We start from the raw sequence: 17,006 nt of genomic DNA on the forward strand, positions 1-17,006 counted from the left end.
CCGCCGTCGCTAGTTGACCCGGCCGTACCAGACGCTCTTGGTCCAGATCTTCTGGAGCCGCACCACGTCCCCGGTCTTCGGCGCGTGCCAGATCTTGCCCTTACCGGCGTAGATGCCGACGTGGTAGACGCTGGAGCCCGAGTGGAAGAAGACCAGGTCACCGGCCTTGCGGTGGCCCGAGGAAATGTGGTGCGTCTTGTTGTACTGCTGTGCCGCCGTGCGCGGCAGCTTCTTGCCGGCCTTCTTGAACGAGTACAGCGTCAGGCCCGAGCAGTCGAACCGGCCCGGCCCGGTGGCTCCGTAGCGGTAGGGGGCGCCCTTCTTGGACGCCGCGACCTTCAGTGCCTTGGACGCGGTGGTCGCGGCGGAGGCGTCGGTGGCCAGACCCGGCACCATGATGGACCCGCCCACGGCGGCCAGGGTGAGGGCCGAGGCAGTGCCGGCCCGAGCCATCAGCGACGGGACACGATTGAGCGCAGTCATGCGCAACCCTTCGTCAGCCGCCTGTGAAGGATGACCTGTCGGATTCGGGCTGGCGAAGTTGCCCGGCCGTGTCACCACGGCTTCACCCCAAGGGTTGCTCGGCACGATCGTCCGCTGCTCGCGGACATCCGTCCCGGCGACCCGGCTTGCTCGGGTCCTCCACTCCTGCCGATGCACTTCTGTCGACCGGTCATCCGGGTGGCGGCAGGACTCGGCGTCCGCCCGGATGCGCCCCGTCGTTGTGGCGGGGTCTTGTCGTCAGTCAGGGATCTTGGCCCACTCCTGTCCGAAAATCCCAATGGAACCGGGGGTTTGTGGTGTTACTCACCACTCACCCGTTCGGGTGGACAGAGGTGTGTCCGAGCCGCCGTCAACTCCCCTCCACAGCCCCGGACCTGGGCTTCGTTCGCCGCGCGGTGGCCCGCCGGGCGCGTCGCGCGCAACTCGGCGGGTCCGGAAACGGGCCCGGAGATACACCGGTCGGCGGTAGCACGTTCGGCCCGTTTCGGCTCGGCGGACGACACGCCGGGCCCCGTACGGCCGACGGCGGTGTCCGGGTCAGCCGACTCCATCGGGCGGGAGCGCGACGCGCGCGGTCCGGCGCTCGCCGTCCAGCACCCGCAGGGCGTGTGCCAGCGTGCCCCCGTACAGCTCCCGTTCGCCCCGCTCGTGCATCAGTGCGAGCGCGTCGCGGAGTGCGGCCGCCGTGCGCGCCAGCGCCTGCGCGGCCCGCAGTGCCCGGTACGTGTCGCCGTGCCGGGCCGGGTTGATCCGGCCCAGCAGGTCGGCCGCCTCCAGGTAACGGTCGATCAGCTCGCCCTCGGCCCGGGTCAGCGCGGGCAGCGGCGGCAGCTCCTGCGGCAGCACGGCCGGGTCACCGGGTGCCGTTCTCGCGGGCGCCCACGATGCCGTCGACCAGGCCGTGCTCCAGGGCGCCGGTGGCGTCCAGCACCCGCTCGCGCTCCAGGCCGGCGTGGACGGTGGCGGCGTCCCGGCCGGTGTGCCGGACGAGCAGCTCCTCCATCAGCTCTCGCGCCCGGACCAGCTCCGCCGCCTTGATCTCCAGGTCGCTCGGCTGCCCCTGCACCGGCTCGGCCAGCTCCGGCTGGCGCAGCACCACCCGCGCGCCGGGCAGCGCGAACCGCTTGCCGGGCGTCCCGGCCGCGAGCAGCACGGCGGCCACCGAGACGGCCTGGCCCAGGCAGTAGGTCTCCACGTCGCAGCCGACGTAGCGCATCGTGTCGTACACCGCCGTCATGGCGTGGAAGTCGCCGCCCGGGCAGTTCAGGTACAGCGTGATGTCCCGGTCCGGGGCCGCGTGTTCGAGCTGCATGAGCTGGGCGATCACATCCGTGGCCGCCGTGTCGTCCAGCGGCGTGCCCAGCAGCACGATCCGGTGTTCGAACAGCTTGGCGTACGGGTCGAGCGTGCGGCGGACCCCTCCGTCGCGCTCGGTGAACTCGGGCAGGACATGTCGGGCGTTCGGTCGGGTCATGGCACACCCCTCCTGAGCGGCGGGACCACTGACGACCCCGCTTCTGTAAAAAATGTACAGGACGTACGTGACGTTAGAATGGGGTCATGGCCTACGAGATTCCGGTGACGCAAGCCAGGGCTGAACTCGCCGACCTGATCAACCGGGTGGTCTACGGCAGTGAGCGGGTCGTGGTGACCCGGCACGGCAAACCGCTCGTCGCGCTGGTCTCCGCCGCCGACCTGGCACGTCTGGAAGCGCTCGACGCGCAGGAGGCCGAGCGGGACGAGCAGGTGATCAGCTCCGTCTCCGGTGTCCGCGAGGTCCCCGCCTCCGCGCCGCAGGAGCGGCAGCGCTTCGGCATCGCCGCCGAGCACCGCCGCCCCGGCACCACCTGAAGGCGCGCCGGACGCCCGCCGGTTAACGTCGCCGAAACGCCGGCGAACTAGCCTTCGCTCCCACGCCACCAGGGGTTTTCGTACGAGCCGGCCCCGAGCCGTGGCTGCGGCAACCGGGCCCCGCACGGTCCGGAGCGAGGACTGTGAGGTGGGACGTGCAACTGACCCCGCACGAGCAAGAGCGACTGCTGATCCATGTGGCGGCCGACGTGGCCGAGCGGCGCCGGGCCCGCGGCGTGAAGCTCAACCACCCGGAGTCGGTCGCGCTCATCACGTCGCACATCCTGGAGGGCGCCCGCGACGGCCGTACCGTCGCCGAGCTGATGTCCTCCGGCCGCAAGGTGCTCACCCGGGACGACGTGATGGAGGGCATCCCCGAGATGCTCCACGACGTCCAGGTGGAGGCCACCTTCCCGGACGGCACCAAGCTGGTCACCGTCCACGAGCCGATCGTCTGAGGGGGCCCGCGATGATTCCCGGAGAGGTGCTGTTCGCGGACGGCCCGGTCGTCTGCAACCAGGGGCGCGAGTCCATCCGGCTCACCGTCCTCAACGCCGCCGACCGGCCCGTCCAGGTCGGCTCCCACTACCACTTCGCCGAGGCCAACCCCGGCCTGGACTTCGACCGCTCCGCCGCGCACGGCAGGCGGCTGAACATCGCCGCCGGTACGGCCGTCCGCTTCGAGCCCGGCATCCCGGTCGAGGTCGAACTCGTCCCCCTCGCGGGCGCCCGGATCGTGCCCGGTCTGCGCGGCGAGACCGGAGGTGCCCTCGATGCCTGAGATCTCCCGCGCCGCCTACGCCGACCTGTTCGGCCCGACCACCGGCGACCGCATCCGGCTCGCCGACACCGACCTCCTCATCGAGATCGAGGAGGACCGCTCCGGCGGCCCCGGCTCCTCCGGCGACGAGGCGGTGTTCGGCGGCGGCAAGGTCATCCGCGAGTCCATGGGCCAGTCCCGCGCCACCCGTGCCGAGGGCACCCCGGACACCGTGATCACCGGTGTGGTCGTCGTGGACCACTGGGGCGTGATCAAGGCCGACGTCGGCATCCGGGACGGCCGGATCACCGGCATCGGCAAGGCCGGCAACCCCGACACCATGGACGGCGTCCACCCCGACCTCGTCATCGGCCCCGAGACCGAGATCATCGCGGGCAACGGGCGCATCCTCACGGCCGGCGCCATCGACGCCCATGTGCACTTCATCTGCCCGCAGATCGCCGACGAGGCCCTGTCCTCCGGGGTCACCACCCTGGTCGGCGGCGGCACCGGCCCGGCCGAGGGCTCCAAGGCCACCACCGTCACACCGGGCCCCTGGCACCTCGCCCGGATGCTGGAGGCGATGGAGGCGTACCCCGTCAACGTCGGCTTCCTCGGCAAGGGCAACACCGTCTCGCAGGAGGCGATGCTGTCCCAGATCAGGGGCGGCGCCGTCGGGCTGAAGCTGCACGAGGACTGGGGCTCCACCCCGGCCGTCATCGACGCGGCCCTCACCGTGGCCGACCGCACCGGCATCCAGGTCGCCATCCACACCGACACGCTCAACGAGGCCGGTTTCGTGGGGGACACCCTCGCCGCCATCGCCGGGCGGGGCATCCACTCGTACCACACCGAGGGGGCCGGGGGCGGGCACGCGCCGGACATCATGACGGTCGTCTCGCAGCCCAACGTGCTGCCCAGCTCGACCAATCCGACCCGGCCGTTCACCGTCAACACCGCCGAGGAACACCTCGACATGCTGATGGTCTGCCACCACCTCAACCCGGCCGTCCCCGAGGACCTCGCCTTCGCGGAGTCCCGCATCCGGCCGTCCACCATCGGCGCGGAGGACATCCTCCACGACCTCGGCGCCATCTCGATCATCTCGTCCGACTCCCAGGCCATGGGCCGCGTCGGCGAGGTCATCCTGCGCACCTGGCAGACCGCCCACGTGATGAAGGGCCGCCGGGGCGCGCTCCCCGGCGACGGCCGGGCCGACAACCACCGGGTACGTCGCTATGTCGCCAAATACACGATCAACCCGGCGCTCGCGCAGGGCCTCGCCGCCGAGATCGGCTCGGTGGAGACCGGCAAGCTGGCCGATCTGGTGCTGTGGGAGCCCGCGTTCTTCGGGGTGAAGCCGCTGCTCGTGCTCAAGGGCGGCCAGATCGCCTACGCGCAGATGGGCGACGCCAACGCCTCCATCCCCACCCCCCAACCGATCCTGCCCCGCCCGATGTTCGGCGCGATCGGCCGTGCCCCGGCCGCCAACTCCGTCAACTTCGTCTCCGAGTTGGCGATCGAGGACGGTCTGCCCGAACGCCTCGGCCTCGGCAAGGAGTTCGTGGCGATCCAATCCACCCGCGCGGTCACCAAGGCCGACCTGCGCGAGAACGACGCCATGCCGGACGTACGGATCGACCCGGACAGCTTCGCCGTGCACATCGACGGCGAGCTGGTCGAGGCGGTACCGGCGGCCGAACTGCCCATGGCCCAGCGCTACTTCCTCTTCTGAGGTCTGTGATGTCCCGAGCCGCACTGCTCGTCCTGGCCGACGGCCGCTTCCCCGCCGGAGGGCACGCCCACTCCGGCGGGGCGGAGGCCGCCGTCAAGGCGGGGCGCATCACCGACGCCGCGACCCTGGAGCACTTCTGCCGGGGACGCCTGCACACCACCGGCCTGGTCGCCGCTTCCCTCGCGGCGGCGGCCGTACTCGGCCTCCCCGCACGGGAGTTGGACGCGGCCGCCGACGCCCGCACCCCGTCACCCGCCCTGCGTACCGCCGCCCGGCGGCTCGGCCGCCAGTTGGTACGGGCGGCCCGCGCCACCTGGTCCTCACCCGAACTGGACGCCCTGACGCGGGAGTTCCCCAAGGGCGCCCACCAGCCCGTCGTCCTGGGCCTCACCGCCCGCGCGGCCGGCCTGGAGCCCCTGGACGCCGCCTACTGCGCGCTGTACGAGAGCGTGAGCGGCGCCGCGACCGCCACCGTACGGCTGCTCAGCCTCGACCCCTTCGACGCCACCGGCGTCCTCGCCCGGCTGGCGCCCGAGCTGGACCGGGTGGCGGACCGTGCCGTGGAGGCCGCCCGGCGCGCACTGACCGAGGGGGTGGACGCCCTGCCCGCCGCGTCCGCACCCCTGCTGGAGATCGGCGCCCAGGCGCACGCCGCCTGGCCCGTCCGCCTCTTCGCCTCCTAGAGGCCCCGAACGAACCGCACTTGGAGCCGCACATGCATCTCGACCACACCCACACCGGCCCGGCAGCCGTCGGCGCCGACGCGCACCGCCCCGACGGCAGCCGGCGCGCCCTGCGCATCGGGCTCGGCGGCCCGGTCGGCTCGGGGAAGACCGCGACCGTCGCCGCGCTGTGCCGGGCACTGCGCGACGAACTCTCCCTCGCCGTCGTCACCAACGACATCTACACCCGCGAGGACGCCGAATTCCTGCTGCGCGAAGCCGTGTTGCCGCCCGAGCGGATCACGGCCGTGGAGACCGGCGCCTGCCCGCACACCGCGATCCGCGACGACATCTCCGCCAACCTCGAAGCCGTGGAGGACCTGGAGGACGCCGTCGGCCCGCTCGACCTGATCCTGGTGGAGTCCGGCGGCGACAACCTCACCGCGACCTTCTCCAAGGGCCTGGTGGACGCCCAGATCTTCGTGATCGACGTGGCCGGCGGCGACGACATCCCGCGCAAGGGCGGCCCCGGCGTCACCACCGCCGACCTGCTCGTGGTCAACAAGACCGACCTCGCCCCCTACGTCGGCTCCGACCTCGCCCGGATGGCCGCCGACGCCAAGGCCCAGCGGGCCGAACTCCCCGTGGTGTTCCAGACGTTGCGCGTCGAGAACGGGGTCGGCGAGGTGGCCGGCTGGGTGCGCGAGCGGCTCGCCGCGTGGACGGCGTGACCTCGGCCGGCGTCCGCGCCCGCGCCCGGATCGAGGCCCGCGCCGACGGCCGGGGCGGCACCGCTCTCCCGGTGCTGGCGGGCGACGGCCCCCTCGCCCCCCGCCGCACCCGCGCCCACGGCACCGAGGCCCGCGTCCTGCTGGTCGGCGCGATGAGCGGCCCGCTCGGCGGCGACCGCTTCTCCGTCGAGGCCCAGGTGGGGCAGGGCGCCCGGCTGCACCTCGGCTCGGCCGCCGCCACCCTCGCCCTGCCCGGCCAGGCCAAGGGCGAGGCCCGCTACGACGTACGGCTCGACGTGGCCGCCGGGGCCGAGCTGCACTGGCTGCCCGAACAGCTCATCTCGGCCCGGGGCAGCGACCTGCACGTCACCACCCGTGCCGAACTGGCGCCCGGCGCACGACTGTTGCTGCGCGAGGAGCAGGTGCTCGGGCGGGCCGGGGAGGAGTCTGGCCGGCTCACCAGCAGGCTCACCGTCCGCATCGCGGGCACCACGCTGCTCGACCAGGAGCTGAGCTGCGGCCCTGGAGCGCCGGGCGGCTGGGACGGGCCCGCCGTGCTCGGGGGACAGCGGGCGGTCGGCCAACTGGTCCTCGTAACTCCCGAGTTGCAGGAAGGAACGGCGGAAGCCCGGATGCTGGGGGAGGGCACGGCCCTGATGCCGCTCGCCGGGCCGGGGGTCCTCGTCAGTGCCGTGGCGCCCGACGCGCTCGCCCTGCGGCGCCGGCTGGACGAGGCGTTGGCGCTACTGACCGCCGATCGGAAATGACCATCCGTTTATCGGATTGGTAAAGAAGGTCGGCCAACCCTGTTCTCAGACGGCTCACAGCCGAGAGGATTCCCCGCCTGACCACTCGCAGTGAAGTCACGGGGAGGGGACCCCTTTGAGGGAGAACAAGCCGAAGAGCCGTCTGCTGGCGCTGAGTTCGGCCGGCGCGCTCGTCACCGCCACACTGATAGCCGGCGCGGTGACCGCGCCCGCGGCCACCGCCGACAGCAGCCGGGGCCAGGACCGCGAGGCCCTCGGCGCCGCCACGGCCGCGGCCCGCGCCGCAAAGGCCGGCATCGACTGGCAGGACTGCCCCGCCGACTGGGGGCTGGAGAAGCCCATCCAGTGCGGCTGGGTCTCCGTGCCGCTGGACTACGCCAAGCCGAACGGCAAGCAGATCAAGCTCGCCGTCGACCGGATCGGCAACACCGGCACCAAGCAGGAGCGCCAGGGCGCCCTCATCTACAACCCCGGCGGCCCCGGTGGCTCCGGCCTGCGCTTCCCGCGCCGGGTCACCACCAAGAGCGCGCTGTGGACCAACACCGCCAAGGCGTACGACTTCGTGGGCTTCGACCCGCGCGGCGTGGGCCACTCGGCCCCCATCTCCTGCGTCGACCCACAGGAGTTCGTCAAGGCGCCCAAGGCCGACCCGGTGCCCCGCGACGAGGCCGACAAGCGCGCCCAGCGCAAGCTCGCCCGCGAGTACGCCGAGGGCTGCGCCGAGCACAGCGGCGCCATGCTGCCGCACATGACCACGCCGAACACCGCCCGCGACCTGGACGTCATCCGGGCCGCGCTCGGCGAGAAGAAGCTCAACTACCTGGGCGTCTCCTACGGCACCTACCTCGGCGCCGTCTACGGCACGCTCTTCCCGGACCACATCCGCCGGATGATCGTGGACAGTGTCGTCGACCCCGCGCGCGAGAACATCTGGTACCAGGCCAACCTCAACCAGGACATCGCCTTCGAGCGCCGCTGGAAGGACTGGCAGTACTGGGTCGCCGCCAACGACGCCGCCTTCCACCTCGGCACCACCCGCGCCGCCGTGCAGGAGCAGTGGCTCAAGCTGCGCGCCACCGCCGCGAAGAGCCCGCTCGGCGGGGTCGTCGGCCCGGCCGAGCTGATCTCCTTCTTCCAGAGCGCCCCGTACTACGACTCCTCGTGGGTGCCGGTCGCCACGGCGTTCAGCAAGTACGTCGCCGGTGACACCCAGGCCCTCGTGGACGCGGCCGCGCCCGACCTGTCGGACACCGCGGGCAACATCTCCGCGGAGAACGGCAACGCGGTGTACACCGCCGTCGAGTGCGCCGACGCCAAGTGGCCCACGAGCTGGCAGAAGTGGGACCGGGACAACACCCGGCTCCACAAGGACTACCCGTTCATGACCTGGGCGAACGCCTGGATGAACCTGCCGTGTGCCACCTGGCCCGCCAAGCAGCAGAATCCGGTCGAGGTCGGCACCCACAAGGGTCTGCCGCCCGTCCTGATCGTGCAGTCCACGCGGGACGCGGCCACTCCCTACGAGGGCGCCGTCTCCTTGCACAAGCGGTTCAAGGGCTCGCGTCTGATCACCGAGGAGGGCGCCGGCTCCCACGGCGTCACCGGCCTGGTCAACCCGTGCGTCAACGAGCGGGTCGACGCCTACCTGCTGACCGGTGAGCTGGACAGCTCCGACGTCAGTTGCGCACCGCACGCCACGCCCAAGGCGTAACGGCACGGAGCACTGAGGAAGGGGCGGCCGGAGATCTCCGGCCGCCCCTTCCGGGCTCTCCGCGCGCCTCAGTGCCGCCGCACGAACCGGCGGGTCTTCGCCGCCTCCGCCTCCGCCTTCACCTCGGCGGCGTAGCGGTCCACGTACTCCTGGCCCGACAGCTCCAGCACCGCGTACATGATCTCGTCGGTGACGGCCCGCAGGACCGCCTTCTCGTCCTCCATCCCCGCGTAGCGGGAGAACTCCAGCGGCTCGCCGAAGCGGATGGTGATCGGGCGCAGCTTCGGGATCTTCCGGCCGGGCGGCTGGGCCTCGAACGTGCCGATCATGGCGCAGGGCACGACCGGCGCCCCGGCCTTCAGCGCCATCACCGCGACCCCGACCTTCCCCTTGTACAGCCGCCCGTCGTGCGAGCGGGTGCCCTCGGGGTAGATCCCCAGCAGCTCGCCCCGGTCCAGCACCTTCAGCCCCTCGCGGACCGCCGCCTGACCGGCCTCCTTGCCGGAGCGGTCCACCGGGATCTGGCCCGCGCTGCGGAAGAAGAACGCCGTCAGTCTGCCCTTGAGCCCCGGCCCGGTGAAGTACTCCGCCTTGGCGAGGAAGGTGATCCGGCGCCGCAGGATGGCGGGCATCAGGAAGTGGTCGGAGAATGAGAGATGGTTCCCGGCGATGATCGCCGCGCCCGACTCCGGCACATGGTCCAGGCCCTCGATGCGGGGACGGAAGACCAGTCGGAGCACCGGGCCCAGCAACACGTACTTCAGCAAGTGGTAGAACAACGGCTCCCCCTCGCTCGCAGCGGCCTGTGCAGACACCTGTTACCGCCGGACACCGGGCTCATGCTCGGCACGCGGCGAATTCGCGGAAGCGGCTCTGTCCGGCGGCTCTGTCCACAGGCGAGAACACGCCGCATCCGCAGCCGTTACATTGGGCGAAATAGTGACAGATCAGCCTGAGAGTCAGCCTGAGAGCGGCTGAACCTGCGAAGAGGAGGGCCCGTCCATGCTGACGGTCGACCTGGCCAGGTATCCCTTGCTCCTGGCCGCCGCGGCGGAGCCGGACCAGCTCTTGCCGGCCAGGGAGCAGATGGCCTTCACGCTGGGCTTCCACATCATCCTGGTGCCCTTCGGCGTGGCCCTGACCTCCCTGATGCTCATCGCCAACTACCGGGGACTGCGCAAGGGGGACGAGGCCGCTCTGGTGCTGGCCCGGCGCTGGTCCAAGGTGGCCGCCGTACTCTTCGCGGTCGGCGCCATCACCGGAACGGTCCTGTCCTTCGAACTGGGTCTGCTCTGGCCGGGCCTGATGGGGACCTACGGCGCCGCGTTCGGCTTCCCCTTCGCCATCGAGGGCCTGTTCTTCTTCCTCGAGGCCATTTTCGTGGCCATCTACATCTACGGCTGGGACCGCATGCGCCCCTGGGCCCACTTCTGGTCGGGCGTACCGGTGGCGCTGGCCAGCATCGGGGGAGCGGGCGCCGTCATCGCCGCCAATAGCTGGATGAACCAGCCCGGCGGCATCACCATGCGGAACGGCAAGGTGGTCGACGTCCGGCCGGGCGAGGTCTTCTTCAACAACGCCTTCTGGCTCCAGTTCTGGCACATGCTGCTCGCCGCCTACATCGTGGCCGGATTCGTGGTGGCCAGCGTCTACGCGGTCGGCATGATCCGGGGCCGGCGCGGCCACTACCAGAAGCTCGGCTTCCTGATCAGCTTCATCACCGCCGCCGTCGCCCTGCCGGTGCAGATCTTCGTCGGGGACACCATCGCCCGCCAGGTCTTCGACAGCGAGCCCGCCAAGTTCGCCGCCATCGAGCTGCTGCCCACCACCGGCACCCACGTCCCGGAGACCCTCGGCGGGGTCCTCATCGACGGCGAGGTGCGCTACGGCATCTCGGTGCCCTGGGTGGCCTCCATCCTGGCCGGATTCAAGCCCTCGACCCGTATCCAGGGGCTCGACGCCGTCCCGGCCGACATCAGACCCACCACCGCCCAGGTCAACATCGTGCACTGGGCCTTCGACATCATGGTCGGCACCTCCATGCTGATGCTGGCCGTCGCCGTCTGGTTCGTGTGGGTGTGGTGGAAGCGCCGGAACACCCTCCAGACCAACCGCTGGTTCCTGGGCGCCGCCTCCCTGTGCGGCATCGTCTCCATCCTCAGCCTGGAGAGCGGCTGGGTGGTCACCGAGGTCGGCCGCCAGCCGTGGATCGTCGTCGGGCTGCTGCGCACCAGAGACGCGGTGACCACCCAGGGCAACCTCTGGCCGACCTTCGCCGGGGTGCTGGTGCTCTACCTGGCGGTCGGCACCGGCGCCATCTGGGTCCTGCTCTCGATGAAACGGCGCTGGCAGAAACAGGGCGACGAGAACGTCCCCGTGCCCTACGGCCCCGACGACGCAGCCGGCTCCGGGCGCGAGCGCTCCGAGGGGAAGGTGCGGTAAATGGCCGAGCTGGTCGCGGTATTCCTCTTCATCGGCGTCGTCGCCTACGCGGTGCTCGGCGGTGCGGACTTCGGCGCGGGCTTCTGGGACCTGATCGCGGGCGGCGCCAAACGCGGCCGCGAGCCACGCCATCTGATCGACGTCTCCCTCGCCCCCGTCTGGGAGGCCAACCACACCTGGCTGATCTACTGCCTCGTCGTCCTGTGGACCGGCTTCCCCTCCGCCTTCGCCGCCATCACCACCACCCTCTACATCCCGCTGCTCCTCGCCCTGCTCGGCATCGTGCTGCGCGGCGCCGGCTTCGCCTTCCGCAAGGCCACCGTCCGCACCGAGGAGCAACGCCTGTACGGCGCCGCCTTCGCGGTGTCCTCGGTCCTGACGCCGTACTGCTTCGGCGCCATCGCGGGCGGCCTGGCCTCCGGCCGCGTCCCCACGGCGGGCAACGGCGACGCGATCTCGAGCTGGGTCAACCCCTCCAGCATCCTCGGCGGCGTCCTCGCCGTCCTGGCCTGCTCCTACGTCGCCGCCACCTATCTGACCGTGGAGGCGCTGCACCGCGACGACGACAAGCTCTACCGGTACTACCGCGACCGGGCGATGGCCGCCGGCGCGGTCACCGGCGCGGTCAGCATCGCCGGGATCTTCGTCCTCCAGGCCGACTCGCCCCGCCTCTTCGACCGCCTCAGCGGGCCGGCGCTGCCCCTGGTGGTCCTCGCGGCCGTCGGCGGCCTGGTCGGACTGGCCCTGCTCTGGGCCAAGCGGACGGTGGGCACCCGGGTCGCGGCGGCGGGCGCGGTGGCGCTGGTCATCGTCGGCTGGGGCGTGGCCCAGACGCCGTACCTCCTGGGCACCCACCTCTCCATCACCGAGGCTGCCGCGCCGAACGCCAGCCTGGCCGTGGTGGTCGGTGTCGCCATCGTCGCGGGCCTGCTGATCGTGCCGTCCCTGGTGCTGCTGTTCCGGCTCAGCGGCCGGGGCGTCGTGGGCGTGGGCGACCGGCCCTTTCGGAGCAGCGTGCGGCAAGGGGAGCGGGGTAGCGGGGAGGGCATGACCGAGGGCAGTGCAGCGGACAGGGCCAGCCGGGCGGCCGAGGCCGATCGGAGTGACGCGGCCAAGGCCGGGCGGGGTGCCGGGGCCAGGCTGACCAAGGGCGCCCGAAGCACCGGCGCGAAGACCGCCCGCACCCCCGCCGCCCCGCTCGGCCCCACCGCCGTCCAGGGCCAGCCCCACCGCTGGGTGCCCTACGTCCTCTGCGCCGGAGCCGTCACGGCGACGGCGGTCGCCGGGGCTCGGGCCACGCGGCCGGACGCCCGCTGGTACCGCGAGCTGAACACCCCCGACTGGCAGCCGCCGCCCTGGGCGTTCGGCGCGGTCTGGACCCCGCTGTACGCCTCCGTCGCCGTGGCGGGCGGCCGCGCCCTGAACGCGGCACGCGGGCCCCAGCGGAAGGCGCTGGCCGGTGAGTTCGCCGCCAACCTCGCCCTGAACGCCGGCTGGAGCAACCTCTTCTTCCGGCTCCGCAGCCCGCTCGCGGGCCTCGCGGGCACCCTCCTGCTGGACGCGAGCAACATCCGCCTCCTCACCCGCGTCGCCCGTACCGACCGCAAGGCGGCCGTCATCCTGCTGCCGTACGCGGCCTGGTGCGCGTACGCCACCTGCCTGAACGCCTCGATCGTCGCCCGCAACCACGAACCCCGGCACCGGGGGCCGTCCAAGAGCTGAGCGGCGAGTCCCGCCGCGGCGGGCGTGAGGGGCGCTCGTAGGATGACCGGCATGCCCGGCACCGCCCACCAGCGCCCCCCGCGACCGCCCCACCGGCGCTCGCCCGCGCTGCTCGTGCTCGCGGTGCTGCTCGGGCTGCTCGGCATGCACGCCCTGGCCCCGGCCGGCGGCACCGGGCACCGGGAACACACCCACGCCGTCCATGCGGGCGCCGTCATCGACGCCCCCGGCGACTGCCCCGACGGCCACTGCGGCGGCCACCGGCTCCACCACGCCGACCCGACCTGTGCCTCGGGCGCCGTGAGCAACGGCCCCGACCTGCCGAAGCCCCTCGCGGGCCCGCCCGGCGCGCCCGAACCGTGTGGCGACCCCCGCACCCGTCCCGCCACCGCGCCCGACGGCGCCCGCGCACCCCCCTCCCTGGCCGAACTCCAACTGCTGCGGATCTAGAGGCACCCACGACCGCGCGCCCATGCAGCGCGGCCGTCCCCACGCGTGCCCAAACCCCCTCCCAACAGCAGGAGTTCAAGCATGACCCCCTCCCACGCGATCCGCCGTGCCGCGCTCGGCGTCGCCACCGCCTCCGCCGTCGTGCTCCTCGCCGCCTGCGGCGGCACCACGCACACCGGTGCCCACGGCGCCCCGGCCCCGTCCGCTACGACCCGCGCTCACAACCCCCAGGACGTCTCCTTCGCGCAGGGCATGATCCCGCACCACCAGCAGGCCGTGGACATGGCCCGGCTGGCCTCGGATCATGAAGCCTCCGCCGAGGTGAAGGCCCTCGCCGCCCGGATCGAGAAGGCGCAGGACCCCGAGATCCGCACCATGACCGGCTGGCTGAAGTCCTGGGGCGAGGAGCCCCCGATGGCCGGCATGGACCATTCGCGGCACGGCGGCATGGCGGGCATGTCCGGGATGATGAGCGCCGACGACATGACCGCGCTGAAGAAGAGCACCGGCGCCGACTTCGACAGGAAGTTCCTGACCCTGATGGTCGTCCACCACCAGGGCGCCGTGGAGATGGCGAAGACGGAGCAGGCCAAGGGCCGGGACAGCCGGGCCACGAAGACGGCGGACGACGTGATCGCCGCGCAGAGCGCCGAGATCAAGCAGATGAAGGGCCTGCTCGCCGAGAAGTGAGCAAAGGGCGGGGCCGGGGTGTCGTACCCCGGCCCCGCCCGCCCATGCTCAGCCCGCCTGACCCAGCACCTTTTCCAGCGTCCCCAGCGCGGAGCGCAGCTCGTCCGCCGTCACCGTCAGCGGGGGAGCGAGCCGGATCGTGGAACCGTGGGTGTCCTTGACCAGGATGCCCTCGCGCATCAGCCGCTCGCTGATCTCCCGGCCGGTGCCCAGCGCCGGGTCCACGTCCACGCCGGCCCACAGGCCGCGCGCCCGGAACCCGGTCACCCCGTGCCCGCGCAGCGCTTCGAGACCCTCGCGCAGGACCAGCCCCAGCTCGTCGGCCCGGCGCTGGAACTCACCCGTCTCCAGCAGCTCGACCACCGCCGTGCCGACCGCCGCCGCCAGCGGATTGCCGCCGAAGGTGGAGCCGTGCTCGCCCGGACCCAGCACGCCCATCACCTCACGCCGGGCCACCACCGCAGAGACCGGCACGATGCCGCCGCCCAGCGCCTTGCCCAGCAGCAGCACGTCCGGCACCACCGACTCGTGCTCGACGGCCAGGGTGCGCCCGGTGCGGCCCAGCCCGGACTGGATCTCGTCCGCGATGAACAGGCACCCCTTGCGCCGGGTCAGTTCCCGGACACCGGTCAGATAGCCCGCGTCCGGGATGATCACCCCGGCCTCGCCCTGGATGGGCTCGATCAGCACCGCGGCCGTGGTCTCGTCGACCGCCTCCTCCAGCGCGGCCAGGTCGTTGTACGGCACGATCTTGAAGCCGGGCGTGAAGGGGCCGAAGCCCGCCCGCGCCGACTCGTCCGTGGAGAAGCTGACGATGGTCGTCGTACGGCCGTGGAAGTTGTCCGCCGCGACCACGATCGTGGCCTGCCCGTCGGGCACGCCCTTCACGTCGTACGCCCACTTGCGGGCCACCTTGATGCCGCTCTCCACCGCCTCGGCGCCGGTGTTCATGGGCAGCACCATGTCCAGACCGGTCAGCGCGGCGAGCCGCTCGGCGAACTCGGCCAGCCGGTCGTTGTGGAAGGCGCGGGAGGTCAGGGTCAGCCGGTCGAGCTGGTCGTGCGCGGCCTGGATCAGCGCCGGATGGCGGTGGCCGAAGTTGAGGGCCGAATAGCCCGCCAGCATGTCGAGGTACCGGCGGCCCTCGACGTCCTCCACCCAGGCGCCCTCGGCCCGTGCCACGACGACGGGCAGCGGGTGGTAGTTGTGCGCGAGCACCGGCTCCTCCGCCCGGATCAGGTCGGCGGACGTGCGCGCGTGCGCGGGTGCGGTCATGAGCGGATCTCCTGAGTGCAGCACTTGATGCCGCCGCCTGCCTTGTGCAGCTCCGACAGATCGACGGGCACGGGGTCGTAGCCATGCGTCGCCAGGCGCTCGGCGAGCACCTCGGCCTGGGGGGCGATGAAGACGTGCCGGCCGTCGGACACGGAGTTCAGGCCGAAGGCCATCGCGTCGTCACGGGTGGCGAGCACCGCGTCCGGGTACAGCCGCCGGAGCACCTCGCGGCTGTCCGCCGAGAAGGCTTCCGGGTAGTAGGCGATGTTGTCGTCGTCCAGCACGAACAGCGCCGTGTCCAGGTGGTAGAAGTACGGGTCCACCAGGGTCAGCGTGATCACCGGGTGGCCGAAGAACTCCTGCGCCTCGCGGTGGGCGTCGGGTGTGGTGCGGAACCCGGTGCCGGCCAGCACGTACCGGCCGGTCCACACCAGGTCGCCCTCGCCCTCGGTGACCGCCAGCGGGCGGTACACGTCGTATCCCGCGGTCCTGAACCAGGATTCGTAGTGGAGCGACTCCGGGCGGCGCTCCGGGGCGTGGAACAGCGAGCCGAAGACGCGGCCGCCGACCACGAAGGCGGCGTTGGCCGCGAAGACCATGTCGGGCAGACCCGGCACCGGGTCGACGGCGTCCACGGTGTGCCCGTGGGCGCGGTAGGCGTCGATCAGCGCCTGCCACTGGGACTGGGCGAGGTCGACGTCCACGGGGGCGTCGGGACGCATCCAGGGGTTGATCGCGTACTGCACGGTGAAGTGCCTGGGTTCGCAGACCAGGAAGCGCCGGGGGCGCTGCACACGGGTTTCGGCCACAGAGGGTTTCCTCCGCTTTCCAGTGTGTTACTCACGGGGGTGACACCACGGTAGAAACTCCGGCCGAGGCACGACAAGCGACAAAAGCTGCGTGATCGCGCAGGATCGCTGCGCATCTTCCGGTCAGGACGCAGGAGACCTGCGCGTTCGGCGGGTTTGACCGGCGATCACTCGGGAGCGGCCTGGGTGGCGCCCGCCTCGGGGCTTTCCGGGAGGAGGTGGGACAGCACCATCACGCTGATCGTCTTCCGGATGAACGGCTCGGCGCGGATGCGCTCCAGCACCCCCTCGAAGTGCTCCACGTCCCGCGCCCGCACGTGCAGCAGGGCGTCCGCGCCCCCGGTCACGGTCATCGCCGCCGTGATCTCCGGATGGTTGCTGACCACCTCCGCGAGCCGCCGGGGCGGGGCGGCGCCCTCGCAGTAGACCTCGACGTACGCCTCCGTGCGCCAGCCGAGCGCGGAGGGCTGCACGGTCGCCGTGAACCCGGTGATCACCCCGGTCTCGCGCAGCCGGTCTACCCGCCGCTTGACCGCGGTGGCCGACAGCCCGATCGCCGCGCCGATCTCGGCGAAGCTGCTGCGGGCGTTCGCCATCAGCGCGGTGATGATCTTGCGGTCGAGGTCGTCGAAGGACGCGGCCCTGCTGTTCACCCGGCCACTGTAATCACCTCTGGGTGACCGCCAGCGCCACCGTCAGCAGCCCCAGCACCACCCAGCCGAACCACAGCCAGCCGTTGCCGCCTAGCGCGACGGTGTACGCGGTGACGACGACCAGACCGCCCACGGTGAGCGCCCCCATCGCCCTGGTGGAACCGTCCGCCTTGCTGGAACCTCGCATGGAACCGGGCATCGCGGCACCCTCCTCGTGGTCCGTCCACCACCATCGTGCCCCGGT

The 17,006-nt window shown here is 72.0% G+C and carries 20 protein-coding genes and 1 riboswitch; of the genes, 12 read left to right on the forward strand and 8 right to left on the reverse strand.

Annotated features, from left to right (window positions below; translation table 11 throughout):
* Positions 1 to 9 precede the first annotated feature (9 nt).
* The 3 genes from E5083_RS27685 to E5083_RS27695 form a co-directional block, all read right to left on the reverse strand.
* Complete coding sequence (locus E5083_RS27685) at positions 10 to 483, reverse strand: C40 family peptidase (protein ID WP_030808998.1); 474 nt, start codon at positions 481 to 483, stop codon at positions 10 to 12.
* A 3-nt stretch (positions 484 to 486) separates the two neighbouring features.
* Positions 487 to 669, reverse strand: a riboswitch (cyclic di-AMP (ydaO/yuaA leader).
* Positions 670 to 1,041: 372 nt separating this feature from the next.
* A complete protein-coding gene (locus E5083_RS27690) occupies positions 1,042 to 1,350 on the reverse strand; it encodes a hypothetical protein (protein WP_135788412.1) in 309 nt (102 codons plus the stop codon).
* Positions 1,351 to 1,357: 7 nt separating this feature from the next.
* Positions 1,358 to 1,978, reverse strand: a complete 621-nt coding sequence (locus E5083_RS27695) for an ATP-dependent Clp protease proteolytic subunit (RefSeq protein WP_135788413.1) — start codon at positions 1,976 to 1,978, stop codon at positions 1,358 to 1,360.
* An 86-nt stretch (positions 1,979 to 2,064) separates the two neighbouring features.
* Here E5083_RS27695 and E5083_RS27700 point away from each other — a divergent pair, with 86 nt between their 5' ends.
* The 8 genes from E5083_RS27700 to E5083_RS27735 all read left to right on the forward strand — a co-directional run bounded on the left by E5083_RS27700 (position 2,065) and on the right by E5083_RS27735 (position 8,721).
* On the forward strand, positions 2,065 to 2,355 hold the full coding sequence (locus E5083_RS27700) for a type II toxin-antitoxin system Phd/YefM family antitoxin (protein ID WP_135788414.1): 291 nt from the start codon (positions 2,065 to 2,067) through the stop codon (positions 2,353 to 2,355).
* 155 nt (positions 2,356 to 2,510) lie between these two features.
* Positions 2,511 to 2,813 carry an urease subunit gamma gene (locus E5083_RS27705; RefSeq protein WP_135788533.1) on the forward strand — a complete coding sequence of 101 codons (303 nt, stop codon included), beginning with the start codon at positions 2,511 to 2,513 and terminating at the stop codon, positions 2,811 to 2,813.
* An 11-nt stretch (positions 2,814 to 2,824) separates the two neighbouring features.
* Entirely contained in the window at positions 2,825 to 3,136 is a 312-nt protein-coding gene (locus E5083_RS27710) for an urease subunit beta (RefSeq protein WP_135788415.1), read from the forward strand.
* Complete coding sequence (locus E5083_RS27715; RefSeq protein WP_135788416.1) at positions 3,129 to 4,850, forward strand: urease subunit alpha; 1,722 nt, start codon at positions 3,129 to 3,131, stop codon at positions 4,848 to 4,850. Before E5083_RS27710 ends, E5083_RS27715 begins: the two co-directional genes overlap by 8 nt.
* 8 nt (positions 4,851 to 4,858) lie before the next feature.
* Complete coding sequence (locus E5083_RS27720; protein ID WP_135788417.1) at positions 4,859 to 5,533, forward strand: urease accessory protein UreF; 675 nt, start codon at positions 4,859 to 4,861, stop codon at positions 5,531 to 5,533.
* 32 nt (positions 5,534 to 5,565) lie between these two features.
* A complete protein-coding gene (gene ureG, locus E5083_RS27725) occupies positions 5,566 to 6,243 on the forward strand; it encodes an urease accessory protein UreG (RefSeq protein ID WP_135788418.1) in 678 nt (225 codons plus the stop codon).
* A complete protein-coding gene (locus E5083_RS27730; protein ID WP_135788534.1) occupies positions 6,240 to 7,010 on the forward strand; it encodes an urease accessory protein UreD in 771 nt (256 codons plus the stop codon). Before ureG ends, E5083_RS27730 begins: the two co-directional genes overlap by 4 nt.
* Before the next feature lie 115 nt (positions 7,011 to 7,125).
* Positions 7,126 to 8,721, forward strand: coding sequence for an alpha/beta hydrolase (locus E5083_RS27735; protein WP_167513646.1), 1,596 nt, complete (start codon positions 7,126 to 7,128; stop codon positions 8,719 to 8,721).
* Between the two features lie 68 nt (positions 8,722 to 8,789).
* Here the strand turns inward: E5083_RS27735 and E5083_RS27740 are convergent, their stop codons facing one another.
* Positions 8,790 to 9,500 carry a lysophospholipid acyltransferase family protein gene (locus E5083_RS27740; protein ID WP_135788419.1) on the reverse strand — a complete coding sequence of 237 codons (711 nt, stop codon included), beginning with the start codon at positions 9,498 to 9,500 and terminating at the stop codon, positions 8,790 to 8,792.
* A gap of 223 nt (positions 9,501 to 9,723) precedes the next feature.
* Between E5083_RS27740 and E5083_RS27745 the strand changes: the two genes are divergently transcribed.
* From E5083_RS27745 to E5083_RS27760, 4 genes are all read left to right on the forward strand, one after another.
* Positions 9,724 to 11,163, forward strand: coding sequence for a cytochrome ubiquinol oxidase subunit I (locus tag E5083_RS27745; protein ID WP_135788420.1), 1,440 nt, complete (start codon positions 9,724 to 9,726; stop codon positions 11,161 to 11,163).
* Positions 11,164 to 12,885, forward strand: a complete 1,722-nt coding sequence (locus E5083_RS31870) for a cytochrome d ubiquinol oxidase subunit II (RefSeq protein ID WP_135788421.1) — start codon at positions 11,164 to 11,166, stop codon at positions 12,883 to 12,885.
* Between the two features lie 51 nt (positions 12,886 to 12,936).
* Positions 12,937 to 13,335 carry a DUF6153 family protein gene (locus E5083_RS27755; protein WP_208754173.1) on the forward strand — a complete coding sequence of 133 codons (399 nt, stop codon included), beginning with the start codon at positions 12,937 to 12,939 and terminating at the stop codon, positions 13,333 to 13,335.
* An 81-nt stretch (positions 13,336 to 13,416) separates the two neighbouring features.
* Entirely contained in the window at positions 13,417 to 14,025 is a 609-nt protein-coding gene (locus E5083_RS27760; protein WP_135788422.1) for a DUF305 domain-containing protein, read from the forward strand.
* Between the two features lie 48 nt (positions 14,026 to 14,073).
* Here the strand turns inward: E5083_RS27760 and rocD are convergent, their stop codons facing one another.
* The 4 genes from rocD to E5083_RS27780 all read right to left on the reverse strand — a co-directional run bounded on the left by rocD (position 14,074) and on the right by E5083_RS27780 (position 16,961).
* Positions 14,074 to 15,300: an ornithine--oxo-acid transaminase gene (rocD, locus tag E5083_RS27765; protein ID WP_135788423.1), complete on the reverse strand. Its 1,227-nt coding sequence runs from the start codon at positions 15,298 to 15,300 to the stop codon at positions 14,074 to 14,076.
* Positions 15,297 to 16,109, reverse strand: coding sequence for a dimethylargininase (ddaH, locus tag E5083_RS27770; RefSeq protein WP_135788424.1), 813 nt, complete (start codon positions 16,107 to 16,109; stop codon positions 15,297 to 15,299). Before ddaH ends, rocD begins: the two co-directional genes overlap by 4 nt.
* A 167-nt stretch (positions 16,110 to 16,276) precedes the next feature.
* Complete coding sequence (locus tag E5083_RS27775; protein WP_135788425.1) at positions 16,277 to 16,762, reverse strand: Lrp/AsnC family transcriptional regulator; 486 nt, start codon at positions 16,760 to 16,762, stop codon at positions 16,277 to 16,279.
* Positions 16,763 to 16,775: 13 nt separating this feature from the next.
* Positions 16,776 to 16,961 carry a hypothetical protein gene (locus tag E5083_RS27780; protein WP_031181883.1) on the reverse strand — a complete coding sequence of 62 codons (186 nt, stop codon included), beginning with the start codon at positions 16,959 to 16,961 and terminating at the stop codon, positions 16,776 to 16,778.
* Positions 16,962 to 17,006 lie beyond the last annotated feature (45 nt).

Origin of the sequence: Streptomyces bauhiniae (assembly GCF_004784475.1) — a bacterium.
Classification (GTDB): Bacteria; Actinomycetota; Actinomycetes; order Streptomycetales; family Streptomycetaceae; genus Streptomyces; species Streptomyces seoulensis.

Coding starts and splice junctions, on each gene's coding strand:
- E5083_RS27685 (WP_030808998.1), bottom strand. CDS start 483: ATGACTGCGCTCAATCGTGTCCCGTCGCTGATGGCTCGGGCCGGCACT.
- E5083_RS27695 (WP_135788413.1), bottom strand. CDS start 1,978: ATGACCCGACCGAACGCCCGACATGTCCTGCCCGAGTTCACCGAGCGC.
- E5083_RS27700 (WP_135788414.1), top strand. CDS start 2,065: ATGGCCTACGAGATTCCGGTGACGCAAGCCAGGGCTGAACTCGCCGAC.
- E5083_RS27710 (WP_135788415.1), top strand. CDS start 2,825: ATGATTCCCGGAGAGGTGCTGTTCGCGGACGGCCCGGTCGTCTGCAAC.
- E5083_RS27715 (WP_135788416.1), top strand. CDS start 3,129: ATGCCTGAGATCTCCCGCGCCGCCTACGCCGACCTGTTCGGCCCGACC.
- E5083_RS27720 (WP_135788417.1), top strand. CDS start 4,859: ATGTCCCGAGCCGCACTGCTCGTCCTGGCCGACGGCCGCTTCCCCGCC.
- ureG (WP_135788418.1), top strand. CDS start 5,566: ATGCATCTCGACCACACCCACACCGGCCCGGCAGCCGTCGGCGCCGAC.
- E5083_RS27745 (WP_135788420.1), top strand. CDS start 9,724: ATGCTGACGGTCGACCTGGCCAGGTATCCCTTGCTCCTGGCCGCCGCG.
- E5083_RS31870 (WP_135788421.1), top strand. CDS start 11,164: ATGGCCGAGCTGGTCGCGGTATTCCTCTTCATCGGCGTCGTCGCCTAC.
- E5083_RS27755 (WP_208754173.1), top strand. CDS start 12,937: ATGCCCGGCACCGCCCACCAGCGCCCCCCGCGACCGCCCCACCGGCGC.
- E5083_RS27760 (WP_135788422.1), top strand. CDS start 13,417: ATGACCCCCTCCCACGCGATCCGCCGTGCCGCGCTCGGCGTCGCCACC.
- rocD (WP_135788423.1), bottom strand. CDS start 15,300: ATGACCGCACCCGCGCACGCGCGCACGTCCGCCGACCTGATCCGGGCG.
- E5083_RS27780 (WP_031181883.1), bottom strand. CDS start 16,961: ATGCCCGGTTCCATGCGAGGTTCCAGCAAGGCGGACGGTTCCACCAGG.